The 25,861-nt window shown below is 72.0% G+C and carries 25 protein-coding genes; 15 read left to right on the forward strand and 10 right to left on the reverse strand.

Going from position 1 to position 25,861, the window contains the following annotated elements:
* Positions 1-76: 76 nt before the first annotated feature.
* The 4 genes from QSK26_RS22390 (at position 77) to QSK26_RS22405 (ending at position 3,855) form a co-directional block, all read left to right on the forward strand.
* Positions 77-373: a nucleotide disphospho-sugar-binding domain-containing protein gene (locus tag QSK26_RS22390; RefSeq protein WP_285777181.1), complete on the forward strand. Its 297-nt coding sequence runs from the start codon at positions 77-79 to the stop codon at positions 371-373.
* A complete protein-coding gene (gene helR, locus QSK26_RS22395) occupies positions 370-2,517 on the forward strand; it encodes an RNA polymerase recycling motor ATPase HelR (RefSeq protein WP_285777182.1) in 2,148 nt (715 codons plus the stop codon). Before QSK26_RS22390 ends, helR begins: the two co-directional genes overlap by 4 nt.
* A 215-nt stretch (positions 2,518-2,732) precedes the next feature.
* Positions 2,733-3,263 carry a hypothetical protein gene (locus QSK26_RS22400; RefSeq protein WP_285777183.1) on the forward strand — a complete coding sequence of 177 codons (531 nt, stop codon included), beginning with the start codon at positions 2,733-2,735 and terminating at the stop codon, positions 3,261-3,263.
* A 7-nt stretch (positions 3,264-3,270) separates the two neighbouring features.
* The gene (locus QSK26_RS22405) at positions 3,271-3,855 is read left to right on the forward strand and encodes a TetR/AcrR family transcriptional regulator (protein WP_285777184.1); all 585 of its coding nucleotides are present in this window, start codon (positions 3,271-3,273) and stop codon (positions 3,853-3,855) included.
* Between the two features lie 10 nt (positions 3,856-3,865).
* Here QSK26_RS22405 and QSK26_RS22410 read toward each other — a convergent pair whose 3' ends face one another.
* Positions 3,866-4,231 (reverse strand): hypothetical protein, encoded by a 366-nt coding sequence (locus tag QSK26_RS22410; protein WP_285777185.1) that lies wholly within the window; start codon positions 4,229-4,231, stop codon positions 3,866-3,868.
* A gap of 20 nt (positions 4,232-4,251) precedes the next feature.
* The gene (gene yczR / locus QSK26_RS22415) at positions 4,252-5,736 is read right to left on the reverse strand and encodes a MocR-like transcription factor YczR (RefSeq protein ID WP_285777186.1); all 1,485 of its coding nucleotides are present in this window, start codon (positions 5,734-5,736) and stop codon (positions 4,252-4,254) included.
* Between the two features lie 309 nt (positions 5,737-6,045).
* Between yczR and yczE the strand changes: the two genes are divergently transcribed.
* Positions 6,046-6,714: a membrane protein YczE gene (gene yczE, locus QSK26_RS22420; RefSeq protein WP_285777187.1), complete on the forward strand. Its 669-nt coding sequence runs from the start codon at positions 6,046-6,048 to the stop codon at positions 6,712-6,714.
* Positions 6,715-6,718: 4 nt separating this feature from the next.
* On the opposite strand, the gene QSK26_RS22425 is transcribed toward yczE, so the two are convergent.
* Positions 6,719-7,192 carry a hypothetical protein gene (locus tag QSK26_RS22425; RefSeq protein ID WP_285777188.1) on the reverse strand — a complete coding sequence of 158 codons (474 nt, stop codon included), beginning with the start codon at positions 7,190-7,192 and terminating at the stop codon, positions 6,719-6,721.
* Positions 7,193-7,276: 84 nt separating this feature from the next.
* Positions 7,277-8,605, reverse strand: a complete 1,329-nt coding sequence (locus tag QSK26_RS22430; RefSeq protein WP_285777189.1) for an MFS transporter — start codon at positions 8,603-8,605, stop codon at positions 7,277-7,279.
* Positions 8,606-8,783: 178 nt separating this feature from the next.
* Here QSK26_RS22430 and QSK26_RS22435 point away from each other — a divergent pair, with 178 nt between their 5' ends.
* Genes QSK26_RS22435 through QSK26_RS22450 form a run of 4 tightly spaced genes read left to right on the forward strand, consistent with a single transcriptional unit; the run spans position 8,784 to position 12,180 of the window.
* Positions 8,784-8,933 carry a hypothetical protein gene (locus QSK26_RS22435; RefSeq protein ID WP_285777190.1) on the forward strand — a complete coding sequence of 50 codons (150 nt, stop codon included), beginning with the start codon at positions 8,784-8,786 and terminating at the stop codon, positions 8,931-8,933.
* A complete protein-coding gene (locus tag QSK26_RS22440) occupies positions 8,930-9,775 on the forward strand; it encodes a shikimate dehydrogenase (protein WP_285777191.1) in 846 nt (281 codons plus the stop codon). Before QSK26_RS22435 ends, QSK26_RS22440 begins: the two co-directional genes overlap by 4 nt.
* A gap of 11 nt (positions 9,776-9,786) precedes the next feature.
* Positions 9,787-11,514 (forward strand): bifunctional sugar phosphate isomerase/epimerase/4-hydroxyphenylpyruvate dioxygenase family protein, encoded by a 1,728-nt coding sequence (locus QSK26_RS22445; protein WP_285777192.1) that lies wholly within the window; start codon positions 9,787-9,789, stop codon positions 11,512-11,514.
* A gap of 9 nt (positions 11,515-11,523) precedes the next feature.
* Positions 11,524-12,180: a TetR/AcrR family transcriptional regulator gene (locus tag QSK26_RS22450; RefSeq protein ID WP_285777193.1), complete on the forward strand. Its 657-nt coding sequence runs from the start codon at positions 11,524-11,526 to the stop codon at positions 12,178-12,180.
* Between the two features lie 35 nt (positions 12,181-12,215).
* On the opposite strand, the gene QSK26_RS22455 is transcribed toward QSK26_RS22450, so the two are convergent.
* Positions 12,216-13,145, reverse strand: coding sequence for a CU044_5270 family protein (locus tag QSK26_RS22455; protein WP_285777194.1), 930 nt, complete (start codon positions 13,143-13,145; stop codon positions 12,216-12,218).
* Positions 13,142-13,708, reverse strand: coding sequence for an RNA polymerase sigma factor (locus QSK26_RS22460; RefSeq protein ID WP_285777195.1), 567 nt, complete (start codon positions 13,706-13,708; stop codon positions 13,142-13,144). Before QSK26_RS22460 ends, QSK26_RS22455 begins: the two co-directional genes overlap by 4 nt.
* Before the next feature lie 498 nt (positions 13,709-14,206).
* On the opposite strand from QSK26_RS22460, the gene QSK26_RS22465 reads away from it, so the two are divergent.
* From QSK26_RS22465 to QSK26_RS22480, 4 genes are all read left to right on the forward strand, one after another.
* The gene (locus tag QSK26_RS22465; RefSeq protein ID WP_285777196.1) at positions 14,207-14,608 is read left to right on the forward strand and encodes an NUDIX hydrolase; all 402 of its coding nucleotides are present in this window, start codon (positions 14,207-14,209) and stop codon (positions 14,606-14,608) included.
* Positions 14,609-14,895: 287 nt separating this feature from the next.
* Positions 14,896-15,333 carry a Rieske (2Fe-2S) protein gene (locus QSK26_RS22470; RefSeq protein WP_285777197.1) on the forward strand — a complete coding sequence of 146 codons (438 nt, stop codon included), beginning with the start codon at positions 14,896-14,898 and terminating at the stop codon, positions 15,331-15,333.
* A 110-nt stretch (positions 15,334-15,443) separates the two neighbouring features.
* On the forward strand, positions 15,444-16,133 hold the full coding sequence (locus QSK26_RS22475; RefSeq protein WP_285777198.1) for a hypothetical protein: 690 nt from the start codon (positions 15,444-15,446) through the stop codon (positions 16,131-16,133).
* Positions 16,130-16,690: a DUF6529 family protein gene (locus QSK26_RS22480; RefSeq protein ID WP_285777199.1), complete on the forward strand. Its 561-nt coding sequence runs from the start codon at positions 16,130-16,132 to the stop codon at positions 16,688-16,690. Before QSK26_RS22475 ends, QSK26_RS22480 begins: the two co-directional genes overlap by 4 nt.
* Before the next feature lie 9 nt (positions 16,691-16,699).
* Here QSK26_RS22480 and QSK26_RS22485 read toward each other — a convergent pair whose 3' ends face one another.
* Together QSK26_RS22485 and ggt are read right to left on the reverse strand one after the other, a co-directional pair.
* A complete protein-coding gene (locus QSK26_RS22485; RefSeq protein ID WP_285777200.1) occupies positions 16,700-17,749 on the reverse strand; it encodes an LLM class flavin-dependent oxidoreductase in 1,050 nt (349 codons plus the stop codon).
* Positions 17,750-18,052: 303 nt separating this feature from the next.
* A complete protein-coding gene (gene ggt, locus QSK26_RS22490; RefSeq protein WP_285777201.1) occupies positions 18,053-19,909 on the reverse strand; it encodes a gamma-glutamyltransferase in 1,857 nt (618 codons plus the stop codon).
* Between the two features lie 240 nt (positions 19,910-20,149).
* On the opposite strand from ggt, the gene QSK26_RS22495 reads away from it, so the two are divergent.
* Positions 20,150-22,273, forward strand: coding sequence for a transglycosylase domain-containing protein (locus QSK26_RS22495; protein WP_285777202.1), 2,124 nt, complete (start codon positions 20,150-20,152; stop codon positions 22,271-22,273).
* A gap of 81 nt (positions 22,274-22,354) precedes the next feature.
* On the opposite strand, the gene QSK26_RS22500 is transcribed toward QSK26_RS22495, so the two are convergent.
* A complete protein-coding gene (locus QSK26_RS22500) occupies positions 22,355-22,702 on the reverse strand; it encodes a hypothetical protein (RefSeq protein ID WP_285777203.1) in 348 nt (115 codons plus the stop codon).
* Between the two features lie 378 nt (positions 22,703-23,080).
* Between QSK26_RS22500 and QSK26_RS22505 the strand changes: the two genes are divergently transcribed.
* Positions 23,081-23,626: an RICIN domain-containing protein gene (locus QSK26_RS22505; RefSeq protein WP_285777204.1), complete on the forward strand. Its 546-nt coding sequence runs from the start codon at positions 23,081-23,083 to the stop codon at positions 23,624-23,626.
* Positions 23,627-23,727: 101 nt separating this feature from the next.
* Here the strand turns inward: QSK26_RS22505 and QSK26_RS22510 are convergent, their stop codons facing one another.
* Positions 23,728-25,824, reverse strand: coding sequence for an FUSC family protein (locus tag QSK26_RS22510; RefSeq protein ID WP_285777205.1), 2,097 nt, complete (start codon positions 25,822-25,824; stop codon positions 23,728-23,730).
* Between the last annotated feature and the right edge of the window lie 37 nt (positions 25,825-25,861).

Here is a 25,861-nt window from a genome sequence, read left to right on the forward strand (position 1 = left end):
CCGGAACCTGCGGAAACGGGGATGCGAAGTGCGTGTGTTGTTGTCGACGTACGGGTCACGCGGGGACGTCGAACCGGTGGTTGCACTCGCGGCGCGGTTGGGGGCACTCGGCGCGGGGGTGCGGGTGTGCGCGCCGCCGGACGAGGAGTTCGCCGAGCTGCCGGCCGGGGCGGGCGTGCCGCCGGTGCCGGTCGGCCGGGTGGCCGCCGTCGTGCACCACGGCGGCGCGGGCACCACGACGACCGCCGCCCGGGCCGGCGCGCCCCAGGTGGTGGTACCCCAGGCGGAGCGTTGTCGCGTAGCGAAGGCGTCTCGACCGGCGTGCCGTACGGCGATGGCCGCACGCGACCCCAGATCGGAGCCGATGCCGTGAATCCCCTGACCACCGGGGCGTTCGACCTTCCCGGCCACCTCGCCCCCAAGGCCGACCCGGCGCTGATCGCCGGTGATGAACGGCACTTCGCGGCCATCGCGGAGAGCCTCCGGCAGTCGATCGCCGAGCTGTCCGGCCGCCTCGACGCCGAGCTCAGGGCGCCCGGCGGCAAAGGCCGGCAGGCGATGGACCGGGACATGCAGATCCACCGGCTGACCGCCCGCCTGCGCGCGCTGCGTCGCTTCGGCCTGGACCTGTGCCTCGGGCACATGGTCGCCGCGGACGACTCCGAGCCCGTGTACGTCGGGCGACTCGGCCTCACGGACAGCGCGGGCCGGCGGCTGCTGCTCGACTGGCGCTCCCCCGCGGCCGAGCCGTTCTTCGGAGCGACCCACGCCAACCCGATGGGACTGGCGAGCCGCCGCAGGTATCGCTGGACCCACGGCCGGATCAGCGACTACTGGGACGAGGTGTTCACCCCGGACGGGTTCGAAGGGCACGCCGCGCTCGACGACCAGTCCGCCTTCATCGCCAGCCTGGGCGGCAACCGGTCGGCACGGATGCGGGACGTCCTCGGCACCATCCAGGCCGACCAGGACGCCGTCATCCGCGCGGGATCCCGCGGCGCTCTCGTCGTCGACGGCGGTCCGGGTACCGGGAAGACCGTCGTCGCCCTGCACCGCTCCGCCTACCTTCTCTACGCGGACCCCCGCCTGGGTCGGCGCCGGGGCGGCGTGCTGTTCGTCGGCCCGCACCAGCCCTACCTCGCCTACGTCGCCGACGTCCTCCCCAGTCTCGGCGAGGAGGGCGTGCGGACCTGCACGCTGCGGGATCTCGTCGCCGAGGGCGCCACGGCGGTGATCGAGGCCGACCCGGACGTGGCCCGCCTGAAGTCGTCCGCGGACCTGGTGAAGGCGATCGAGCCGGCCGTCCGGTTCTACGAGAACCCGCCCACCAAGGGGATGACGATCACGACCCCCTGGTCCGACATCCGGCTGAGCGCCGACGACTGGGCCGAGGCGTTCGAGGCACCGGACCCCGGTACGCCGCACAACGAGGCGCGGGACCAGATCTGGGAGGCGCTGCTCACGATCCTGGTGGACGGGCACGACGGCGACGCCCCCGCCGACCTGCTCCGCAAGTCGCTGCTGCGGGACAGGGAGCTGCTCACGACCTTCAACCGCGCGTGGCCGCTGCTCGAAGCGGCCGACCTCGTCGGAGACCTGTGGTCGGTACCCGCCTACCTGCGGTTGTGCGCGCCCTGGCTCAGCCCCGACGAGGTCCGGAAGTTGCAGCGCGCGGACGCCCAGGCGTGGACGGTGTCCGACCTGCCGCTCCTGGACGCGGCGCGGCAGCGGCTCGGCGACCCGGAGGCGTCGCGGCGCAAGCGCCGGCATGACGCCTCCGTCGCCGCCGAACGCGAGCACATGGCCGCGGTCGTCGACGACCTGCTCGCGGCCGACGACGACGGGGAAGGCGCGGTGACGATGCTACGCGGACAGGACATCCGGGACGCACTGGTCGACGGGACCGCACCGCCCGGCACCGAACCGGACCTGCTCGCCGGCCCGTTCGCGCACATCGTCGTGGACGAGGCCCAGGAACTGACCGACGCGGAGTGGCAGATGCTGCTGCTCCGGTGCCCGTCCAGGAGTTTCACCATCGTCGGGGATCGCGCCCAGGCCAGGCACGGGTTCACGGAGTCGTGGCAGGAACGGCTCCGGCGGATCGGGCTCGACCGGATCACCTTGGCCTCCCTGAGCGTCAACTACCGGACGCCGGAGGAGATCATGACGGAGGCCGAGCCGGTCATCCGGGCCGTGCTCCCGGACGCCAACGTGCCGACCTCCATCCGCAGCGGCGGCGTCCCCGTCGTGCACGGATCCGCCGCGGATCTGAGCTCGATCCTCGACACCTGGCTCGCCGCTAACGCCGACGGCATCGCCTGCGTCATCGGCGATCCCACATTCCGGACGACGTCCCGTGTCCGGTCGCTGACCCCGGAGCTGTCGAAAGGGCTTGAGTTCGACCTGGTCGTCCTCGTCGACCCGGAGGCGTTCGGCGAGGGCATCGAAGGAGCGGTCGACCGCTATGTCGCGATGACCCGGGCGACCCGGCAACTCGTCATCCTCACCGGCCGGTGACTGTGCCGGGGTGGGTGGCGCGCGCTGTCAGGGTCGCCGATCGTGATCCTCGTGGACAGGCCGTACACGGTGCCCGCCTTGATGGCCCACATGCGGCTCCATCTTCCCGCCTTTCCTTTCGCTGCTGTTTCGCCGACCGGCCGGGCGCCGTTCGCGCTCCACGTTCGGGCCGAAGGGGGTGTACCAGTGGTGTGTACCACCAGTACACTTCGGGCATGCGAGTCGTCGTCAAGACTGTGGGCACCCTGCTGTCCGCGATCCTGCTCACCTATCCGCTGTGGGCGCCGGAGTGGGGGCTTGGCATCCTGGGCGAGATCGGGGCGCTGGGCGTGCCCGGCGGTCCGATCGCCCTGGCCGCCTTCCTCGGGCTCGTCGCGCTGTACTGCCGGGCCCTTCAGCGGACCCTGGAACTCCTGCCCGCCGAGGCCAGGGCCGCGGCCCCCGGCTCGGTCTGGTGGATGTTCGCGATCCCCTACAACTTCACCGAGGACTTCTTCATCGTGCGCGCCGTCGCCGCCTCGATGGCCGCCCACGCCCAGGTGCCGGCCGCCTTCACCCGGCGCTGGGCGGCGATCGGGTACGGCTGGTGCGCCTTCCAGATCCTCTCGCTCCTGCCCGGCACGGCCGGCTACCTCGGCGGCGTCGTCGCCATCCCCCTGTGGGCCGCACACTGGATCATGACGGTCCGCGTCAACCGGAGACTCGCCGCCGCACGCCCGCCCGTCCCGCTCGCCCACGACCTCTAGGAGACCCGTGCCGCTTCCCCGCTTCGACCGGCTGCCGGCCGACGCGCGAGCCGCCATCCTCGCCGTCGCCCGCGCCCACTTCGCGCGCGACGGCAAGGACGCCGCGTCCTTCAACCAGATCATCGCCGAGGCCGGCATCTCCAAGACCTCCGCCTACCACTACTTCGACGGCAAGGACGACCTCTTCGCCGCCGTGGTCGCCGACGCGGGCGACCGTACGCTCGCCGCGCTCGGGCCGTGGGCCGACGTGGCGACCGAGGGCGAGTTGTGGGCGCAGGTGACCGCCGGCACGACCCGGCTGGTGGCGCACCTGCGCGAACACCCGGACGACCGGGCGGTGCTCGCCGCGCAGCCGTACCACGATCCCGCCGGCCGTTCCTGGATCCACCGGCTCGTCGCGAACGGCCTGCGCATCGGCCTGATCGACCCGCACCCGGATGCCGAACCGCTCACCGTGGCGACGATCGGCCTCTTCGACGCCCTCGACGCCTGGGCGCTCGACCGGCAGGACGAGCCGATCCCCTCCGTCGCGGAGACGCTCACCGTGTTCCTCGCCCGCCTGTGGAACACCGGCAGGGGCGACGCCGACTGAGCGCCGGGCGTTATCGGCCGGGCTCCGGTGGGCGCACGATGAGGTCCTCGGGCCGGGGAAGGCGGGCGGGCGCGTCATCCGGCGTGTAGAACTCCAGGTGGGAAAGGTAGCCGTCGCGCAGGAACAGCAGCACTCCGTCGCTCGTCCCGGCGATGTCGGCGGTCAGGAGGGCGCCGGTCACCACAGGGGCCGCGGACGCCCGGGGACCGTCCGGCACGCGCAGATCGATCGAGGCGCACCCGCACACGCACCCGCCGGTGACGAGGGCCCCCGCCACCTGGGAGCGCAACTCCGCACTCCCCGGAAAGTCCGCCGCGAGCATCGTCAGCAGCACCGCCCGCTCCCCCACCGTGAGCGATCGTCCCGGGCCGTCCATGACCCCACCCTAATCGCGGATCAGGCGATCCAGTGCGGCCGGGCCGCGACGGAGAGGGGAAGGTCGTCGGCGAGGGCGGCGGCGAGGCGGCGTACGGCCTCGCGGAGCGTGCCGGAGGGTGTCGTGTAGGGGATGCGGAGGCGCTGCTCGAAGACGCCGGGGTCGGTGGCGAAGTAGGCGCCGCTCTCGATCCGCACGCCGCAGGCCAGGGCGCGCTCGGACAGCGCGGCGGCGACGGGCTCGCCCAGATCCACCCAGATGGACAGTCCGCCGGGCGGCAGCCGCCAGGTCCACCCGGGGATGTGCTCGGACAGGGCGGCGACCAGCGTGGCACGCTGCTCGCGCATCTGGGCGAGGCGGGCCGGCAGCAGATCGTCGGTCCCGGTCAGGAAGGTGAGGGCCAGGAGCTGGTCCAGGACGGAACCGCCGATGTCAGTGGCGACCCGCTGACCGGCGAGCTCGGTCACCAGCCGCGAGGGGGCGCGCAGCCAGCCGATGCGCAGGCCGCCCCAGTGGGTCTTGCTCATCGAGCCGATGGTGACGACCTGACCGGCCCCGCCGGGCGCGGCGCGGGAGGCGAAGGGCGGCGGGGCGGGGACGTCGAGGGCGAGGTCGGCCAGGGTCTCGTCGACGACCAGCCAGGTGCCGGAACGCTGGGCGGCGCGCAGGACGCGGACGCGCTCCTCGTCCGGCATGAGGCAACCGGTCGGATTCTGGAAGTCGGGGATCAGGTAGGCCAGCCGGGGCACCACCTGCCGCAGGGTCGATTCGATGATCTCGATGTCCCAGCCGGTGTCGGTCACCGGGATGGAGACGGTACGGAGCCGGGCGCGGCGGATGGCCTCCAGCGCGTTCGGATAGGAGGGGTTCTCGACCATGATCCGGTCGCCGGGACGGCACATCAGCCCCAGGAACAGCGTGAGCGCGTGCTGGGCGCCGGAGGTCACCAGGATCTGGTCCGGCACGGTCACCAGGCCCCGCCGGGTGAAACGCTCGGCGACGGCCTCGCGCAGCTCCGGCAGGCCGTAGGGGTGGTAGCCGGGGGTGTGCGCGTGCTCGGCGAGCCGGGGGGCGACCTGGGCGAGAGCGTCGGCGAGCAGCCGGTCCGGTAACGCGGGGGCGGCCTTGGCCAGGTCGATCGCGGTGTCCTCGGATCGGAGGAACCGGGTGACGCCGCTGGGGGTGCGGCCTTCCGGCAGGGCCGTCCAGGTTCCGGAGCCCTGGCGGCTGTGCGCGTAGCCGCTCTCGCGCAGCAGGTCGTACACGGCGGTGACGGTGGCCCTGCTGGTGTTCAGGGCGGTGGCCAGCTCGCGCTCGGCGGGCAGCCTGACGTGCAGCGCGATCCGTCCGTCCAGGATCAGCTCGCTGATCGCCCGGGCGAGGTGGCGGTAGGCGGGCCGCATACCCGCCGGGTCGGGCAGCAGGGCGGCGAGCTGCCGGCTGCCCATCGCCCGCTCGACGCGGTCCCCCCTGTCCACAGGCTGGAACGGCTGCGCCTCGGCCATACCACTCTCCCAAGATTGGCCATGCCATCTGGGCCAATCACTGTACAGACTCGCCGCCAATGACTTGTACGACATATGACCACATCGGAGGCGACCGTCATGGTGCATGAGAGCACGGACGACACCCAGCCCAAACCCCGACGCCACGCCGGAGCCCCTGACGTGCGCCATGCCGGAGCCCCCGACATGCACGATGTCGGGAGACCTGGCGTGCACCATGACGGGGGTCCTGGCGTGCACCATGACGGGGGTCCTGGCGTGCACCATGACGGGAGACCTGGCGGGGAACACGCCGCCGTACCGCCACGGATGGGCCGGCCGCGCCCGGCTCCTCCACCCCTCACCTACCTCCCCTTCGGCGAGCGCCCGCTGAGACGCCTCCCCCAGTTGTTCATCGGTCTCGCGCTGTACGGTTTCAGCCTCTCGCTCATGGTGCGGGCCGCGCTGGGCGTCAATCCCTGGAGCGTGCTCTACGAAGGGCTGGAGCAGCACACCTCACTGAGCTTCGGCACGATCAGCGCCGTCATCGGCGCCCTGGTGCTCCTGCTGTGGATCCCGCTCAGGCAGCGGCCGACCTTCGGCACCGTGGCCAACATCGTCGTGCTGGCCTGCTCGTCCGACCTCGGCCTCGCGCTCGTCTCCCCGCAGCTCGGCCTGCCGGCCCGGATCGGCCTGCTCGCCGGGGGCGTCCTCCTCAACGGGTTGTCCGTCGCCGTCTACGTCGGCGCGCGCTTCGGCCCCGGCCCCCGGGACGGGCTGATGACCGGCGCGTCCGCCGTGACCGGGCGCTCGATCCGGCTCGTCCGCACGCTCATCGAGGTCGCCGTGCTCGCCGCCGGCTGGCTGCTCGGCGGGACCGTGGGCGCCGGGACGGTGCTGTACGCGCTCACGGTGGGATGGATCACCCAATTTTTCCTGCCGTGGTTCGCCCACCGGAGCGACGCCGAACGAGGCGACCGGGCGGCGCCGTCCCGGTAGGGGCTCACCGCTCGCGGACCCGCTCGGCCACCGCGAGCAGCTCACCGGCGCCGAACCGGCCGGTGTCGAGCGCGACGGAGACCGCCACCCCCGGCCTCACCAGCCAGAACACCTGATCGTCGGCCTTGAGGCCGGGCCGGGACCCGACCTGGACCGCCGTCCACGAGGACGGATCGCGCTCGTGATAGGCGGACATGAAGTCGCGCAGGTGGCCGAGCGTGCCGAACCGGCCGGCCCGCACGACGATGACCGTCAGATCGACGGCGTATCCGGCGGCGGTCTTCCTCTCCCAGACCCTTGAGGTGAACCGGACGCCGTCCTCCGGCTCGTACTCGAAGTCGGACACGCTCGGGCCCGCGTCACGCGGGACGTGACCGATCACGAACCCGTCAAGCATGTCGCCGCCCTCCGCCGCCGACGGCCCGGCCAGCGTCAGCACCAACCCGGCCGCGGCCACCAGAACTCGCATCGCTGTCATCACCCGGTGATCGTCACACACTCCGGAGTTCCCCCGTGACGCCCTGTGGATAACCCGTCCCACCAGCCGGACGCGACATCGGGACTATCGGACCGGGGCGTGTCCGAGTTCCTCGGTCGGGACGCGGTAGGTCTCGCGGGTGGTGGCCACGGCGATCGCGCTGATCCCGCACAGGATCGCGGTGAAGACGCCGACGCCGATCCAGCCCCGCAGGCCGAGCCAGCCGTCCGGTGACACGATCCCGGCGGCGGAGGCGACCGCGAAACCGGCGATCGCGAAGCCGATCTGGGTGCCGATCGCCATGCCGGACAGCCGGACCCTGGCGCTGAACATCTCACCGTAGAGGGCGGGCCAGATGCCGTTGGCGGCGCTGTAGACGACGCCGAGGGTGAGGATCCCGGTGACGAAGATCAGCGGATAGCTTCCGGAGTTGATCGCGGCCAGGTAGGCGAACATCATGACGGGGCTGCCGACGGCGCCGACGAGGAAGACCGGCTTGCGGCCGATCCGGTCCGAGAGCGTGGCCCACAGCGGGATCGCGACCAGGGCGACGGCGTTGGCCGCGATGCCGACCCACAGCATGGTGGCCTGGTCGAGCCCGATCTCGTCACTGGTGGCGTAGCTGAGCGCCCACACCGTGAAGATCGTGCTGACGGTGGCGACGAGGGCCGCGCAGACCACGCGCAGCACACCGCGCCAGTGGTCGCGGAAGAGTACGGCCAGCGGCATCTTCGGCACGGTCCCCTGGGCGACCTCCCGCTCGAAGACCGGCGTCTCCGCCAGCCTGCGGCGGATGACCCATCCGGCCACGGCGACTGCCACGCTGAGCCAGAACGGCACCCGCCAGCCCCAGCTCAGCAGTTGCTCCTCGGGGAGCGCCGCCACCGGGATGAAGACGAAGGTGGCCAGGATCTGCCCGAACTGCGTGCCGTTGAGGGTGAAGCTGGTGAAATAGCCCCGGCGGTCCGCGGGCGAGTGTTCCAGCGTCATCGAGTTGGCGCTGGCCTGCTCGCCCGCCGCCGACAGCCCCTGCAGAATCCGCAGCAGGACCAGCAGGACGGGGGCCAGGCCGCCGATCTGCTCACGGGTGGGCAGGCAGCCGATCAAGAAGGTCGACAGGCCCATCAGGATCAGCGTGAAGACCATGATCTTCTTGCGGCCGAACCGGTCGCCGATGTGACCGAGGACGAAGGCGCCCACCGGCCGGGCGGCGTACGCGACGCCGAAGCTGGCCAGTGACTGGAGCGTGGCGGTGGCCGGATCGGAGTCGTCGAAGAAGACCCTGGAGAAGATCAGGGCGGCGGCGCTGCCGTAGATGAAGAAGTCGTAGTACTCCAGAGCGCTGCCGATCCAGGCCGCGACGGCCGCTTTGCGTGGCGTGCCGTGCCGGACGCCGGGCGAACTGTCGGTCACGAGTGCTCCTCCGGTGCTCGTGTTCGGCGGTCCCCCGGCTACCGCACGATGTTACGAACTAGGTAGTTAATTAACGTAGGCGCAATCGTGCATCCGCCCCGGCGGCCTGTCAACACACCTTCACCCAATCCCGTTCGTGCGTTATAACTAACTCACTAGTCCGTACATTAGGAGTGAGATGCCCAGCGTCCAGGTCCTCGACGGACCCCGCCCCGACCTGCCCGGCACGCGCGAACCACACCACGACGGCGCGACGCCCACCGCCATCGCCCCCCGAGGCCACGACACCGGACCAGCCCGCCGCAGCCTCGCCGGGAAGGACCGATGACCTCCTTCCTGACCGGGCTGATCGGCTCCGGCATCGGCCCCTCGCTCAGCCCGCCGCTGCACGAACGCGAGGCCGCCCACCACGGACTGCGTTACGTCTACCGGCTGCTCGACACCGACGTCCTCGGCCTGGACGTGGGCGACCTGATCCGTACGGCCCGCCGCTTCGGCTACGACGGGCTCAACATCACCCACCCGTGCAAGCAGGCCGTGATCCCGTACCTGGACGAGCTGTCCGCGGACGCCCGTACCCTGGGCGCGGTCAACACTGTGGTCTTCGACGGCGGGCGCGCGGTCGGCCACAACACCGACTGGACGGGGTTCGCCGAGTCCTTCGTCCGCGGCCTGCCGGACGCGCCCACCCGCCGGGTCGTCCAGCTCGGCGCCGGCGGGGCGGGCGCGGCCGTCGCGCACGCGCTGCTCACCGGGGGCGCCGGCCAGGTCACGGTGGTGGACGCCGACCCCGCGCGGGCGACCGCGCTCGCCGCCGAGCTGACCGGGCGCTTCGGCCCCGGCCGGGCCCGTCCCGCGCCCCGGGACGGGCTCGCCGGGCTGCTCGCCGAGGCGGACGGCCTGGCACACGCCACACCCGTCGGCATGGCCGGGCACCCCGGGCTGCCGCTGCCCGCCGCGGCGCTGCACCCCGGCCTGTGGGTGGCCGACATCGTCTACCGCCCGCTGGAGACCGAGCTGCTGCGGCGGGCCAGGGCGCTGGGCTGCCGGACGCTGGACGGCGGCGGCATGGTCGTCTTCCAGGCCGCGCACGCCTTCCGGCTCTTCACCGGCCGCACGCCCGACACCGAGCGGATGCTCGCCCATCTGACCGAGCTGGTCACCGACTGAGGAGGAGCCCAGTGCGCACGTCCATCGCCACCGTGTCGGTGAGCGGCACCCTGACGGAGAAACTGGCCGCGATCGCCGCCGCCGGATTCGACGGAGTGGAGATCTTCGAGAACGACCTGCTGGCCTGCCCGCTGCCCCCGCAGGACGTACGGCGGCGCGCCGCGGACCTCGGGCTGTCGATCGACCTCTACCAGCCGATGCGCGACTTCGAGGCGATGCCGGCGCCCGACCTGCGCCGGGCCGAGCACAAGTTCCGGCTGATGGAGCGGCTCGGCGCGGACACGCTGCTCGTCTGCTCCAACGTCTCCCCCGCGGCGATCGACGACGACGAACTGGCCGCCGCGCAGCTCCGGCTGCTGGCCGAGCGGGCCGCCGGGCACGGCATCCGGATCGCCTACGAGGCGCTGGCCTGGGGCCGGCACGTGCACGACTACCTGCACGCGTGGCGGATCGTCCGGCTGGCCGACCACCCCAACCTGGGCACCTGCCTGGACAGCTTCCACATCCTGTCCAGGGGCGACGACCCGATCGGCATCGAGGCCATCCCCGGCGACAAGATCTTCTTCCTCCAGCTCGCCGACGCGCCCCGGCTCGCCATGGACGTGCTCCGGTGGAGCAGGCACTACCGCTGCTTCCCCGGCCAGGGCGGCTTCGACCTCGCCGGGCTGGTCCGGCACGCGCTGAACGCCGGGTACGCGGGCCCGCTGTCGCTGGAGGTGTTCAACGACCACTTCCGGCAGGCCGACGCCGGCCGTACCGCGCGGGACGGCATGCGCTCGCTCATCGGCCTGGACCAGGCCCTTCGCGGCGCCGAGCACCCCGCCGTGCCCACCGGCCTCGCGTTCGCCGAGCTCGCCGGCGGCGCCCCCGTCGGCGGGATGCTCGCCGCCCTCGGCTTCGCCCGCAGCGGCTCCCACCCCACCAAACCGGTCGAACTGTGGGAACAGGGCGCGGCCCGGTTGCTGCTCAACGCCACCGGGACCGGCCCCGAGATGATCGCCATAGGGCTGGACAGCCCGGACCCCGCCCGCGCGGTCGAGCACGCGGAGTCGCTGCTCGCGCCGGTGCTGCCGCGCGAGCGCGCCCCGGGGGAGGCGCCGCTGGACGCCGTCGCCGCCCCGGACGGCACGGAGATCTTCTTCTGCGGCACGGCCTGGCGCGGCGACTTCGGCCCCGCCGCGACGGTCCCCGGCGAGATCACCCACATCGACCATGTGGCGCTCACCCAGCCCTGGCACCACTTCGACGAGGCCGCCCTCTTCTACCGCAGCGTGCTCGGGCTGCGCCCGCAGGAGAGCGTGGAGCTTCCCGACCCGTACGGCCTGCTGCGCAGCCGGGCGATGGCCACCGCGCCCGCGCGGGACGAGCACGGCGCGGTGCGGATGGTGCTCAACGTCGCGCAGGTCGGCTCGGCGGACCCGCCGTGGCAGCACGTCGCGCTGGCCTGCGACGACGTCCTCGCCATCGCGCGCAGGCTGCGCGCCGATCATCCGGAGCTGCTGCTGCCGATCCCCGGCAACTACTACGACGACCTCGAAGCCCGCCACGACGTCGATCCCGCGCTCCGGGAGCTGGGCGTCCTCTACGACCGGGACGGGCACGGCGAGTTCCTGCACCTGTACACCGTCACGCTGGGCCGGGTCTTCTTCGAGGTCGTGCAGCGGATCGGCGGTTACCGGGGATACGGGGCGGTCAACACCCCGGTCCGGCTCGCCGTGCAACACGCGGGCAGTCAATAAGATGGCGGAATGACCCCGCAGCCCGCCACCAGGGAGCGTCGGCGCGACGCCGACCGCACCAGGGCGGAGATCCTCAAGGTCGCCGAGCAGGAGTTCACCAAGCAGGGTTACGCGGGGGCGCGGGTCGACGAGATCGCGGCTCTCATGCGCACCACCAAACGCATGATCTACTACTACTTCGGCAGCAAGGAACAGCTCTACATCGCCGTCCTGGAGAAGGCGTACGCCGAGGTCCGCGCGGCGGAGCGGACGGTGGACGTGGAGCACCTCGCCCCGGTCGAGGCCATCCGCACGCTGGCGGAGCTCACCTTCGACCACCACGACGCGCACCGGGAGTTCATCAAGCTCGTCGCCATCGAGAACATCCACCAGGCCGAGCACATCCGCAAGTCGGAGGCGCTGGCCAACCTGGGCACCCCCGTCCTCGACCTCATCGAGCGCATCCTCGACGCCGGGACGGCGAGCGGCGACTTCGTCACCGAGGCCGACGCCATCGACGTGCACATGATGATCAGCGCGTTCTGCGTCTTCCGGGTCGCCAACCAGCACACGTTCGGCACCCTCTTCGGCCGCGACATGACCGCCCCCGAGCACCGTGCCAGGCAGCGCCGCATGGTCGGCGAGATGATCGTCGGCTACCTCCGCGGCGAGGGCTCCCTGCGGTAGCCCTCGCCGCGTGCGGCGCCGGCCCGGGTGCCGGTTCAGCGCTGCCCGGGACCGTCCACGATCCTGGCCTCCAGCCTGGCCGTCAGGGTGAGGGGGGTACCGGCCGCGATCGTGCCGCCCTTGACGTCCGCGACTCCGGTGTACCCCTTGGTCTGCACGCCGGAGGTGCCGAGGAAGCGGTAGTCGACGGGGTCGAGGATGAGGTCGTAGCGGGCCGACTCACCGGTGTAGCTGAACGCCACCCCCCGCCTTCCGTCCGCGTCGGCGACCTCCGTGGCGACACGCACGCCGGGAATGGTGGCCAGGCCGCGGAACAGCGCCGCCCGCACCTCCGGCGGCAGCGCCTGGGTGCCCATGAGCTGGTAGACGGCCTGGAAGAGCTGTTCCTCCGCGGAGGGGGGCGTCTGGGGACCATCGACGACCCATTCCATGCCCTCCAGCTTCTGGCGGATCATCGCGAGAACCGACTCGGGGGTGACCGGCGCCCGGCCCAGGTCCGCCGCGCCGAGCCCCGGGTGGTTGCCCTGGACGAGGAGCCTGCCGTCGGGGTACAGGGCCGCCACCTGCTTGCCGTCCACGCTGGTCCACTGCTCCCAGACAACGCGCCTGGAGACGTCCACGCCGTAGCCCCCGTCCGCGGACTGCGGCGCCTGGAGCTCCCTGATGTACAGCCACTGGCCGGCGGACGGCACCTGCCCGCGATCGTCGTAGGCGGCCCGCGCGGCGCGTTCGCCCAGCTCCGACACGCTGGCCACCGGGGTCGTGCGCGGCTGGTCGCGGGCCACCACCACCCCGGTGCCCACCGTCACGGCCAGCGCCGCCGCGACCGCGAGCCGCCACCCGAGCCGCGGCGCGCGCCGCCTCTCCGGCTCCAGCGCCGCCGCCAGCAGCCGCCCGCGGGCGGCGTTCCCGGCCGCCGCCGTCATCGGCGGGGTGTCCCGCCGGAAATCCTTGATCGCCTTCATTCCGGCTCCTCGTCTCCTAGTACGGCTCGCGCCTTCCTTCTGGCCCGGTGCAGCCGCGACCGCACGGTCCCGACCGGGATGCCGAGCGCCTGCGCGACCTCCTCGTAACTGAGCTCCTCCCACGCCACCAGCAGCAGCACGTCGCGGTCGCCGCGGGACAGCGACGCCAGCGCCCCCGCCAGCTCGCGTTCCCTGTCCCCCGCGGCGACCCGGTCCACGACGACGTCGGCCACCGGCTCCGGCAGCGGGTCCACGCCGGTACGGGCCAGCGCCCGGAGCATCCGCTCCTCCTGCCGCCGGTGCCGCGCGACGAGCGTGGTGGCGATGCCGTACAACCACGGGCGGGCCAGCCGGTACGACGGGTCGTAGCTGCCGCGCCGGCGGAAGGCGGCCAGGAAGGTCTCGGCCACGATGTCGTCGGCCGCCTGCGTCCCGATCCGCCGCGCGGCGTAAAGATGGATCTGCCGGGCATACCGGTCGAACAGCAGCGCGAACTGCTCCGGATCGTCGGCGGAGCGCCTGATCAGTTCGGCGTCGTCGAGTTCGGCTGTCTCAACGGTCAACAGCCCTCCTTGGTGAGGTCGGTCGTTGCCCTGCTGTCTCCCGAAGTCCCCGGCCGGGTTCTCACCCCCGCACTCAGCGCAGAGGCCCACCATCCCCGGGAACCTCGCCGACCGCGGCGGCGAGACGAACGCCGTATTCCCGCACGCCGCCCTGGCGCTGGTGGCGGTGCTGCCGGGCGCAGGCGGCTGCGGGCAGGCGCCCTGGCCCACGATGGCGTGCTGCGCGGCGGCGCTGGCCGTGGTCGCGTGGCGGCCGTCGCCCCGCCCGGCGCAGGCGGATCGAGAGGACGCCGCGTACCAGGTCGAAGGTATCGCGCGCGGCCGGCCGGTTCTGGCCGGGAGCCCCCCCGCGAGCAGAACCGTGATCATCCTCCTCGTGCCGGGCGCGGCTCCCGGGATGCCTGCTTCGTTCCGAGACCTTCGAGACCTCTTGGCCGAGGTCGGTGCCGATGCCCGCTCGGTAGGATGCGCCGGGGTCAACAGAGTGGAGGCGGCGCGTTGGCGGCGGTCATCGACAAGGTGGCGTGGGTGCGGGTGGAAGACGGCAGGATTCTCAGCACGCGTTCGCGCGGCAAGGACGCCTACTACATCCCCGGCGGCAAGCGGGAGGCCGGGGAGAGCGACGCCGAGACCCTGGCCAGGGAGATCGAGGAGGAGCTCAGTGTGGCGATCCTCCCCGCCTCCGTCGCCCACCTGGGCACGTACGAGGCCCAGGCGCACGGGCACGCGGACGGCGTTCTCGTCCGGATGACCTGCTACACCGGCGACTACCACGGCACCCTCGCGCCGAGCAGCGAGATCGCGGAGCTGCGCTGGCTCTCCTACGCCGACCGGGACAGGGTCTCCCCGGTGGACCGGCTCATCTTCGACGACCTCAGGGCGTCGGGCCTGCTCACCTGACCTCGCCGCCGGAGACGCCGGAGACGCCGGAGACGCCGCGCGTGCCCGGCGTCCGGTCCCGCTCGGGCGGCCTGACCTCCGCAAGGACCCCGCCCGTGGGGGGGATGTGCACCGGGACATCGGACGATCTGTGCAAAAGGACGTGGTCGCCTCCCCCTCGCCCCGGGATGCTCGTCGCCGGGTTCCGGCGCAGGCTCGGAACAGCGCCCGCCGGAGCCCGTGGACCGAGAGAAGGGCGGAAGGCATGTACGTGAACGGTGGCGGGGCGCAGGTCAGGGGAGGCCGTGATGACTGAGTCCACGGACACGACCCGCCGGGCCGTCGTGCTGGGCGCGGGGAGCGCGGGACTGGTGACCATCCTGGCGGCGTGCGCCGGATACGGGAGCGGGAACGCCGGGCCCGCGGCGCCCGAGCAGGCGGCGGCGGACGGCGGCGGCCCGGCCGGTTTCGCGAAGACGGCCGACATCCCGGAGGGCGGCGGCAAGATCTTCACGACCGAGAAGGTGGTGGTCACCCAGCCCGCCGCCGGGCAGTTCAAGGCGTTCGGCATCACCTGCACCCATCAGGGGTGCGCGGTGGACGAGGTCGCCGACGGCCTGATCAACTGCCCGTGCCACGGGAGCAGGTTCAGCATCTCGGACGGCTCCGTCCAGGGCGGCCCCGCCCCTGAACCGCTTCCCGAGATGCGGATCAAGGTGGAGGGCGACGCGATCTCGCTCGCCTGACCGCCGGCGGCCTTTCCACGGCGCCGAGTGCGCATTAGTACGCAGACCCCATGGGCCGATCGGCCGCACCCTCGTATCCAGCACACATGCCAACCTGCGGGAGGAACATCATGGCGAGGGTCGGACCGTTCATCACCTTGGCGGCAGGGGGGATCCTCGCGGTGGCGCTCGGCGCGGTGAGCGTCGGCACCGCCGCGTCCCCCACCGCGAACACCGGCGCCGCGAACACCGCGGCCGGGAGCGGCGGCGCGACGGCGACCAGCTCGGCGACCACCTCGGTGGCGATCCCGCTGGTGACGGCCAAGCCGTCGAAGACCGCCGACCCCGCGCCGAAGCGCGCCGACTACGCGGGCAGGGTCAAGGCGGGCGGCCTCATGGCGGTGTCGGTCCGCGACGGCAAGGTGGTCGGCTACTTCTGCGACGGCAGGACCGAGGCGTGGTTCACCGGCAAGGCGCAGGGCGGGCAGGCCACCCTGCGCGGGTTCGGCGGCGCGAAGGTCACCACGACCCTCGGCGACGGCGGCGCGAAGGGCAGACTGTCCCTGGGCGGGAAGCGGTACGACTTCTCGGCCCCCTCGGTCAAGAAGCCCTCGGGCCTCTACCGGGCGAGCACGGTGGTCAGGGGCGCCCGGATCAGGGCGGGCTGGATCGTGCTGCCCAACGGCGACCAGGTCGGCTTCGCGGCCTCCGGCGACACCCAGGTCCCCACCCCGGTGCTGCGGCCCGGCACCGACCCGACGATCGACGGCACCCGGGTGGCCGCCAAGGACGTGGACGAGTTCATCGGGGAGCTGTCGTGACCGCCACCATGCAGTTGCGTCCGCCGAAGCGCGGCCTCGCCCCCCTGCTCGTCCCGCTGCTGGCCGGCGGCCTGGTGGCGCTGGCCCTCGGCGTCTACGGCCGGGCGCACCCGCCGGCCGGGTACGCCGTCGGCCTGGCCGGTTTCTCCGGCGCGCTCCCCATGAAGGCGTGGCTGACCACCGGCGTCCTCCTGCTGGCGTTCGTGCAGCTCGGCTCCGCCCTGGTCATGTACGGCAGGCTGCCGGTCGCCGCGCCGCCGTGGCTCGGCCCGCTGCACCGGTGGTCGGGCCGGGCCGCCTTCGTGCTGACGATCCCGGTCGCCTTCCACTGCCTCTACGCCCTGGGCCTGCGGTACGACGACGCGCGGGTGCTGGTCCACTCGCTGCTGGGCTGCTTCTTCTACGGCGTCTTCACCGCGAAGATGCTCGCCCTGCCGAAGCGCGGCCTGCCCGGCTGGTCGCTCCCGGTCCTCGGCGGGCTCGTCTTCACGTCGCTCGTCGGCCTGTGGCTCACCTCGTCACTGTGGTTCTTCACCACCATCGGGGTGACCTTCTGAGCCGGCGCGTCACGCGGTCGGCGCGACGGCCGGGGCCAGCAGCTCCCGCACCCGTGGCACGACCTCCTCGCCATAGAGGCGGATCGTGGTCAGCATCTTGTCGTGCGCGAGCGTGCCGGAGCTGTACTTGAGCTCGAAGCGGTCGGCGCCGAGCGCGCGCACGGTCTTCGCGATCTTCGCGGCCACCGTCTCGGGCGACCCGGCGTAGAGCGCGCCCTCGTCGGCCTCGGCCTCGAACCGGGCCCGGGTCGTCGGACCCCAGCCGCGCTCGCGGCCGATCCGATCGTGCATGTCCCGGTAGTGCGGCCACAGCTCTTCGCGCGCCTGCTCGTCGGTCTCCGCGATGTGGCCGGGCGAGTGCACGCCGATCGGCAGCGGAGGAACCTGGAGCTGGGTGAGGGCGCGCCGGTACAGGTCGGCGTACGGCGCGAAGCGCTCCGGCTGACCGCCGATGATCGCGAGCATGAGCGGCATCCGGTACCGCGCCGCGCGCACCACGGACTCGGGGCTGCCGCCGACGCCGATCCACGTGCGCAGCCGGCCGGACTCCGTCTTCGGGTAGACGTGCTGGTCCGTCAGCCCGGGACGCAGCCGTCCCTGCCAGGTGACCGGCCCCTCCTCCAGCAGATGGGAGAACAGGTCGAGCTTCTCCTCGAACAGCTCCTCGTACTGGGCGAGGTCGTAGCCGAACAGCGGGAACGACTCGGTGAACGACCCCCGGCCGAGGATGATCTCGGCCCGGCCCCCGGACACCGCGTCCAGCGTGGCGAACCGCTCGAACACCCGCACCGGGTCGTCCGAGCTGAGCACGGTCACCGCGGTGCCGAGCCGGATCCGCTCGGTACGGCCGGCGATCGTCGCCAGCACGATCTCCGGCGCCGACACGGCGAAGTCGTCCCGATGGTGCTCCCCGATGCCGATCGCGTCGATCCCCACCCGGTCGGCGAGCACGGCCTCCTCGACGACGTTGCGGATCACCTGCGCGTACGGCAGCCGCTCACCGCCGGCGCCGAGGGTGACGTCGCCGAACGTGTCGACCGCGAACTCCAGTGCTGACATCCTTCGCCTCTTTCTCTCCGGCGTGAGCAGTAGACGTGAACCACCACACCCTGGCCGGAATTCCACCAGGACGGCAACCACGGCGGAGCCTCCGGAAGGACGATACGCGCGGGCCGCTCTCCGGCGAACCGGGGGCCGGAGAGCGGCAGGTGGTCCGCGCCTACGACGGGACGGGAGGCCCGACGCTCTCGCCGGGCTTGAGGCGGTGGATGTCGGCGTGCGGCCGTTCGGCCTCGGAGGCGAGCACGCCCTCCGGGACCTGGATGTTGTTGATCAAACCGTCGTGGATCGTGGGGTCCCGGTCTACCAGCCTCCGGCGTGCCCGTCCTTGCGCGGGTCGGACCCGGCCCGGTAGACGCCGTTCACGGGCCGCTCGTACGCCTCGCCGGTGCGCGGGCCGTCGCCGGTGGGCAGGATCGGCCTGGGCAGGCGCGGGTCCGGTTCGAACAGGATGCCCTGGTAGCCGCCCGCGTGCCCTCTCGCCCGGTCGACCTGGTGTCCCATCTCTTGGAGCTTCGGCCCGACCAGGTCGAACAGGTAGGTGTCCAGGTCGGTGACGTCGTCGTCCTGGCTGTGGTCGAACCGGGCGACGTCGGTGGTGGCCTGGACGTTCATCCCCAGGTCGATCATGTTGATGATGTGCTGGGCGTGCGCCTGCGGCTGGGTGCCGCCGCCCATGTTGCCGAACGCCATCACCGGCTGCCGGTCCTTGGTGATGAAGCTGGCGATGATGGTGATGAAGGGCCGCTTGCGCGGTTCGACCACGTTGGGATGGTTCTCCTCAAGCGTGAAACCCGCTCCCCGGTTGGCCAGCACGAACCCGTGGCCGGGGATCGTGACCTTGGAGCCGAAGTCGGAGTAGTTGCTGTTCACCAGGGAGACCATGTTCCCCCAGCGGTCCGCCGTGGCGAAGTAGACCGTGCTGCCCATGTCGCTCCCCTCGACCTCGACCGGGGTCGCCCGGTCCGGGTCGATCCGGTCGCACAGCGTCGCCGCGTACTCCTTGGACAGCAGCCGGTCCAGCGGCGGCGCGGCGAACTTCGGGTCCGCGTTGTGGCGGTGCAGGTCGGAGTAGGCGAGCTTCTTCGCCTCGATGAGCAGGTGCCAGTACCGCGGGTCGCGCGGCCCCAGCTGGGCGAGGTCGAGGCCGAGCACCGGGGCGCACACGTCGAGGACGTTCAGCATCTCCAGGGCGGCGAACCCCTGGCCGGGCGGCGGGAGCTGGTGCACCTCGTAGCCGTGGTACTCCGCCGACAGCGGCGTCACCCACTCCGACTGGTATTTCGCCAGGTCGTCCAGCGCCATCACGCCGCCGGCGGCCTCCGACTTCGCGACGATGGCCCGGGCGATCTCGCCCTTGTAGAACGCGTCCCGGCCCTTCTTCTGGATCAGGCGCAGGGTGTGCGCCATCTCCGGGTTGCGGAAGACGCTGTACAGGTCGGGGGCCTTCCCGCCGGGCAGCCAGGTCCTCGCCGAGTCGGCGTCCCTGCTGAGCGCGTTGGCGGCGGATCTCCACTGGCCGTGCATCCGCTCGTGCAGGGGGAAGCCCTGCTCGGCGTAGGACGCGGCCGGTTCCAGCACGTCCTTGAAGCCCATGCTGCCGAAGCGCTTGAGGAGCGCGTCCCAGCCGGAGACGGTGCCGGGGACGACCGCGGAGTTGATCCCGCTGCCGGGCACCTCGTCCAGGCCGAGGGTGTCGGTGAAGTAGTCCGCCGTCCACGCCCGGGGCGCCCATCCGCTGGACGCCAAGGAGTAGAGCTTCCTGTCCTTCGCCGACCAGACGATCGCGAACAGGTCACCGCCCATGCCGGTGCTCATGGGTTCGACGACGCCCAGGGTGGCGGAGGCGGCGACGGCGGCGTCGATCGCGTTCCCGCCTTTCAGCAGGACGCGTTCGGCCGCCGCGGTGGCCAGCGGGTTGCTCGTGGCGGCGATGCCGTTGCGGGCCAGCACCTCCGAGCGGGTCTGGTCCTGGTACCCGACCGGCCGGGCCGCTCTGACCGCCCGGTTGTTCACCCCCGGGTTGGGCACGTCCGCCGCCGGCTTGCCGAACGGGGTGGCGGAGGCCGCCTGGCGTTGGGCGAGCCCGGTGCCCGGCCCTGCTGTGAGAAGGACGGCGAAGACGACGGCTGAGGAAAGTAATCGACCCTTGCGCCTCATGGGCTGTCTCCCTTGGCTGCATTCGAGCCCATTCAGCGTATACACAATACGGGATACAGCGTCAACCCGACCTTGACGGCGAGTGCTCGCCTCACGTCAGAGAGAGGGCGGCGGGCGCAGGGCGGTGACCTGCTGCTATATGTATTCGGCTATCGATCGATTCTCAATATCGATATTAGACATATGGCGCCCTGTTCTGTTTTGCTCCTGCTCTCTGCTGGACGAGAGCTAGGACATGGCATGCATCGGTCGGGGGCCGGGTCGAAATTCGCCCGCCTTGTCGTCGCGGGGGCGGCGGCGGGTGTGCTCGTCGCGGGAGTCGCGCTGCCGACCGTGGGCGGCGCCGGGTTCGGCCTCATGGCGGCGACGGAACGGGTGAACCTCGCCCCCAAGGACCTCGTCGAACCGCCGCCCGCCGAGGTGACGATCGTGCAGGACGCCAAGGGGCACGAGATCGCGCGGTTCTACGAGGAGTACCGGGAAGCGGTCAAGCTGGACGAGATGGCCGAGGTCATGCGGACCGCGATCGTCTCGATCGAGGACTACCGGTTCTACCAGCACGGCCCGATCGACCTCGAAGGCACGCTCCGCGCCTTCGCCAGGAACCTGCAGTCCGGCCAGGTGAGCCAGGGCGGCTCCAGCATCACCCAGCAGTACGTCAAGCAGGTGCTGCTCAACTCCGCCGGCACCGACCGCGAGAAGAACAAGGCGGTGGAGGCCAGCTACACCCGCAAGCTGGACGAACTGCGCTACGCGCTGGCGGTCGAGAAGAAGTACACCAAGGACGAAATCCTGGAGAAATATCTCAACATCGTGTACTTCGGCGCCGGTGCCTACGGCGTGCAGGCCGCGGCCGAGCGGTTCTTCGGCGTCGAGGCGAGCGAGCTCACCCTGCCGCAGGCCGCGACCCTGGCGGGAGCCGTACAGGATCCGAACGCCACCGATCCCCACCTGGGCGAGGAGCAGCGGACGCGGCTGCGCGAGCGGCGGGACGTCGTACTGGACCGGATGGCCGAGCTGGGCGCGATCACCCCGGGCGAGGCGGCCGAGGCGAAGGCCACGAAGCTCGGGTACCGGGGCACCCGGTTGCCCGGTGGCTGCGAGGCCAGCGAATATCCGTACTTCTGCGTCTATATGCGCAGCGAGATCCTGGCCGATCCCCGGTTCGGCAAGACGGCGCGGTACCGCGAGGAGCGGCTCGACCGCGGCGGCCTGACGATCAGGACCACGCTCGACCCGGCGGCGCAGGCGGCGGCGGACGACGCGATCCGGAAGTGGGTCCGCCCTTCGGACGACCCGGTCGCGGCGCAGGCGCTGGTCGAGCCGGGCACGGGGGCGATCAGGGCCATGGCGGCCAGCCGGCCGTACGGCGGGGACGCGGCACGTAACGAGATCTCCTACAACGTCGTCGCGGACGCCGCGCACGGCGGCGGTGTGGGCTTCCAGGCCGGCTCGACGTTCAAGACGTTCACCCTGCTCAGCGCCCTGAACAAGGGAATGAAGGTGGACGACGGCATCAAGGCGGGCGCCGGTTATCGCGCCCCCGCCTACTCGGCGTTCCAGAACTGCGCCGGCGAGAACGTCGGCGATCCGAGCCACGTGGTCACCAACGACGAGGGCTCCCCCGGCTGGAAGACCCTGAAGACCGGCACCTGGCAGTCGGTGAACACGTTCTTCATGGAGCTGGAGGAGCGCGTCGGGCTCTGCGACACGGTGCGGACCGCCCGGTCGCTGGGCATCCACCGCTCCGACGGGCGCAGGCTCCAGGAGTTCGAGACGTTCACGCTCGGCATCAACGAGATGGACCCGGTGACCGTGGCCGCCGCGTACGCCGGCATCGCCGCCCGCGGCAGGTTCTGCGCGCCGACGGCGATCACCCGGATCACCGACGGGAACGGCAGGGCCACCCGCTACCGGCCCGCCTGCCGGCAGGCGCTCGATCCGCAGGTCGCCGACGCGGCGGCCGACGTGCTGTCCGGTGTGTTCACCGAGGGCACGATGAAGGCCGTCGGCGGGATCGGCCGCGACGCCGCCGGCAAGACCGGCACCACCGACGACTACGCCGCCGCCTGGTTCGCCGGGTTCACCCCGGATCTCGCGGGCGCGGTCAGCATCGGCGACCCGCGCGGCTCGCAGGCCCACAAGCTGACCGGCGTCACCATCGGCGGCCGGTACTACGGCTCCGTCCTCGGCGCGAGCATCCCCGGCCCGATCTGGCGGGACACGATGCTCGCGGCGCTGAGGAACGTCGAGGCGACGCCGTTCACCCCGATCGACTCGGCCCGCTTCGGCGGCTGCGACCAGGGCTGCCGCCCCTCCGCTCCCCCGGCGGAGACCGATCCGGCCCCCGGCCTGGCCCCCTGACGTCCCGGCTACCCCGGCTCGCGGAGGCGGCGGCGCCCGCCCGGCTCCGCCGCAACCCTCACCGTTTTTAGAGAGAACGCCTCAATGGCGCGGCTGCTGGGCGATGTGGCAGGAATCTCCGCGTCGGCAGTCACCCTCCTGGATGCTGCTCTTCTGCATCAGGGTCTGGTATTTCAGATGCAGCCCGCGCTGCACGGTGGCGCTGTTCACCGACGAATAGTTCTGGTTGCGGTGACCGCGCGAGGCCGCCGAGGCGGAGACGCCGCGTTTGACGACGGAGGGATTGGGGTCGTTCCATCCGAGGGCCACCCGATCGCCCCTCACCTGCGACGACGCCGACGCGCCCGGCACCGTGCACAGGGCCGCGCCCGATGCGACGATCGCGACCGCGGCCATCTTCACGGCCGGGCCGGCAATATGGCGAACCATCTCTCTCCTTCGCCGTTCCTTCGATTCGGGACGAAGATTTTCTGCCCACCGCCGGAGGCCCTGTCCCGCTCCCGGCGTTTTCCCGGTGCGGCCGATTGCGCATTCTTTGTCACCATGACGACGAAGGCTTCCGCGACTGCCGGGCAACGACCCGAAAAGGGAATTCCGTTTGACCTTCGGAGTACGTCTCCCGATATACGGCAGAAACAACTTATATTCCGGCACATTATCGGACCGACCGGGCGATAAAGCCGGACCGGCGCGCGAGACCGCCCGTGACCTGCTGTTGGTCACGGAGAGATAAAAATAAGATGCGTTGAGTAATCGGCTGTGTTACCAAAGACCCAGAGGCTTCCAAGAGCACCCTCAGGAGGTTCGATGAAACTCGTTCACGCCGGTCAGGCCATGGCCGTCACCGCCGCACTGCTCGCCATCCCGTTCGCCGCGGCGCCGGCGGCGGGCGCGGTGACCGCAGACGCGCCGGAGCGGCTCGGCGCCAGGTTCACCGCGACCCTGGTGGCCCGGCACAGCGGCAGATGTCTCGACGTGTCCGGCGTCAGCACCGCCGACGGCGCCATCCTCCACCAGTGGTCGTGCATCAACGGCCAGCCCAACCAGGAGTGGACGTTCGTCGCGACCAGCAACGGTTACTACACCCTGCGCGCCTCGCACAGCGGCAAGTGCCTCGACGTGTCCGGCGTCAGCACCGCCGACGGGGCGCCCGTCCACCAGTGGACCTGTCTCAACAACCAGCGCAACCAGGAGTGGCGCCTCGCCCAGAAGGACAACGGATACTTCTCACTGGTCGCCCGGCACAGCGGCAAATGCCTCGACGTGGCGGGCGTCAGCACGGCCCAGGGAGCCCCCGTGCACCAGTGGACCTGCATCAACGGCCAGCCCAACCAGGAGTGGCGCCTGGCGTGACCCGGCGACCGGGCCCTGCTCGCGCCTGAGGCCCGGCTGACCCCGGGCGGCCCCGTGACAACCGGTCACGGGGCCGTTCGCCGTCTCCCCCGGCCGCGGGCTCAGGGGTCGCGCGTCGCGAGCAGGCGTCTCATCGTCCGCACCGCCTCGGCCATCTGGCCGGTCTCGTAGACGATCGCCCGGCGGGTCACCGTCGCGTCGCCGAGCGCCTGTCTGAGCGTGGCGTGCGCGTCGCCCAGCGCCGGGACGACCGCCCCCGCCCGCCCTGCGCGCAACGCTCCGGCCAGACCGCCCAGCACCTTCTCCAGCCGTTCGGCGAAGGGGCACACCTCGGGCAGGGGCAGGTCGTCGCACTGGAGGACGTGGGCGTGCAGGGTGAGCACGGCCTGCGCGTACCTGCGGGTGGCGCCGACGAAGCCGATGGCCCGCTCGGGCTGGTACCTGCCCTTTCCCGGCTCGCCCAGCATCCGCTCCACCGACGCCTGGGCGTTGGACCTCGCCAGCCGGGCCCGCACCAGGGCCGAGTGCAGCGCGTCGGCGTCACGCGGGCACGGCTCGGCGTAGGCGCTCAGCACGGCGCGGCCGTACCGGGCCTGGGCGTCGAGCAGCGCGGCGAGTTTGCCCGCCGTGCTGGCGCCCTCCCATGTGGGCCACACCGCGTACGCGATCAGCGCGAGGACGCCGCCGATCGCGGTGTCGATGAGCCGTTCGACACTGGTGTCGCCGCTCGGCAGCCCGTTGACCGCGAGCAGGAAGACGATGTACCCGGTGACGAAGACGGCGAAGAGCGTGTAGTTCGCCCGGAAGACCACCAGGGCCGCGAAGGCGAACACCGCGACGAGCACGACGAGCGCGTACGGGCCGGGGCGGAGTTCGGCGGCGATCAGCGTGGCCAGGACGACGCCGACGGCGGTGCCGAGGATGCGCGCGATCCCGCGGACCATCGTGGTGCCGTAGTCGGTCCTCAGCACCAGCAGCGCGGTGAGCCCCACCCAGTAGCCGCGTTCGATCGGCAGCACCCGGTAGAGGAGGGACGCGACCACGAGGACGACGGCGAGACGGACCGCGTGCCGGAACATCTCCGAACGCACGTTCAGGTTGGCCCGCAGGGTCAGCAGCGTGTCGTGCACGGGGAGCACCGGCCGCTGCGCGTACCTGCCGCCGGACTCCCCCGGCCGGTCCCCGGCACCGCCCTTCTCCGGGCCGGCCGCCAGCCGGGCCGCCTCCCGCAGGTGCCCGCGCAGGATCCCGACGCGGTCCGCCGCGTCCGGCGGCAGCTCTCCCTCCGGCGGCCCGCCCGCCGTCTCCAGCACCGCCGGGGCCGCGACGGCGGCCCACCGGCGCGGCTGCGGGGAGACGAGGGCCGCGGCGATCGACCGGCAGGTCCTCGCGGCGGCGGCGAGGAGGCCGTCGATCCGGGCGACCTGCTCCTCTTGCCCGTCGGCGGCGAGGACCCGGCGGGTGGGGGCGACGGCGACGAGCTCGATCCGGATGCGCTCCGCCTCGTCCAGCAGCGCGTAGAGGCGCAGGCGGCTGCGCTCGCGGCCCCACGGGTTGGTGTCGATCAGGGTCCACACGGCGCCGTCGAAGGTGTCTGCGTCGGGCAGCGGCGACTCGTCCCGGGGCACCCCCTCGGCGTATTCGGCCAGCACCCGGTAGACGCCGGCCAGCGCCTCACGCTCGGGCCGGTTCGTGCGCAGCGGCCACACGCCCACGACGAAGACGATCTGGAGCAACCCTCCGGCGAGTACCAGGGACGCCTGGCCCAAGGCGTTCAGCGGTGACATCGGATAGTTCGTGAAGGCGACCAGCGCGATCGTCCACTGCAGCCCGACCACCGTGGCGGCCGGGCCGATCGAGGCCATCAGGCCCGCGGCGAACGCCCACACCCCGGTCAGCGGGACGACCAGCCAGGCGTAGGCTCCCGCGGTGGCGCCGACGAAGGTCGAGATCGCCGCGCCCGCGGCGGTGACGGCCATCGCGGCGAAGCGGGTGCCGTAGACGCCCTGGTAGGAGGCGAACCCCACCATGAGCGCCCCGATGGTGGCGGTCACGCCCTCGCCCGGCCGCCCCACCGCCGTGCCGACGAGCAGCGGGATCAGCACCCCCACGGCACAGCGCAGCGCGGGCAGGACCGACAGGTTCGCGGGTTCGACCCGCCGCAGGTCCCGTACCAGGCGCTTCACGGAGCCGGCCACCCCTCCATGGTGACCCACCCCGCACCCGTACCCGGCC

The organism is Microtetraspora sp. NBRC 13810, from assembly GCF_030268685.1.
Taxonomy (GTDB): domain Bacteria; phylum Actinomycetota; class Actinomycetes; order Streptosporangiales; family Streptosporangiaceae; genus BSRQ01.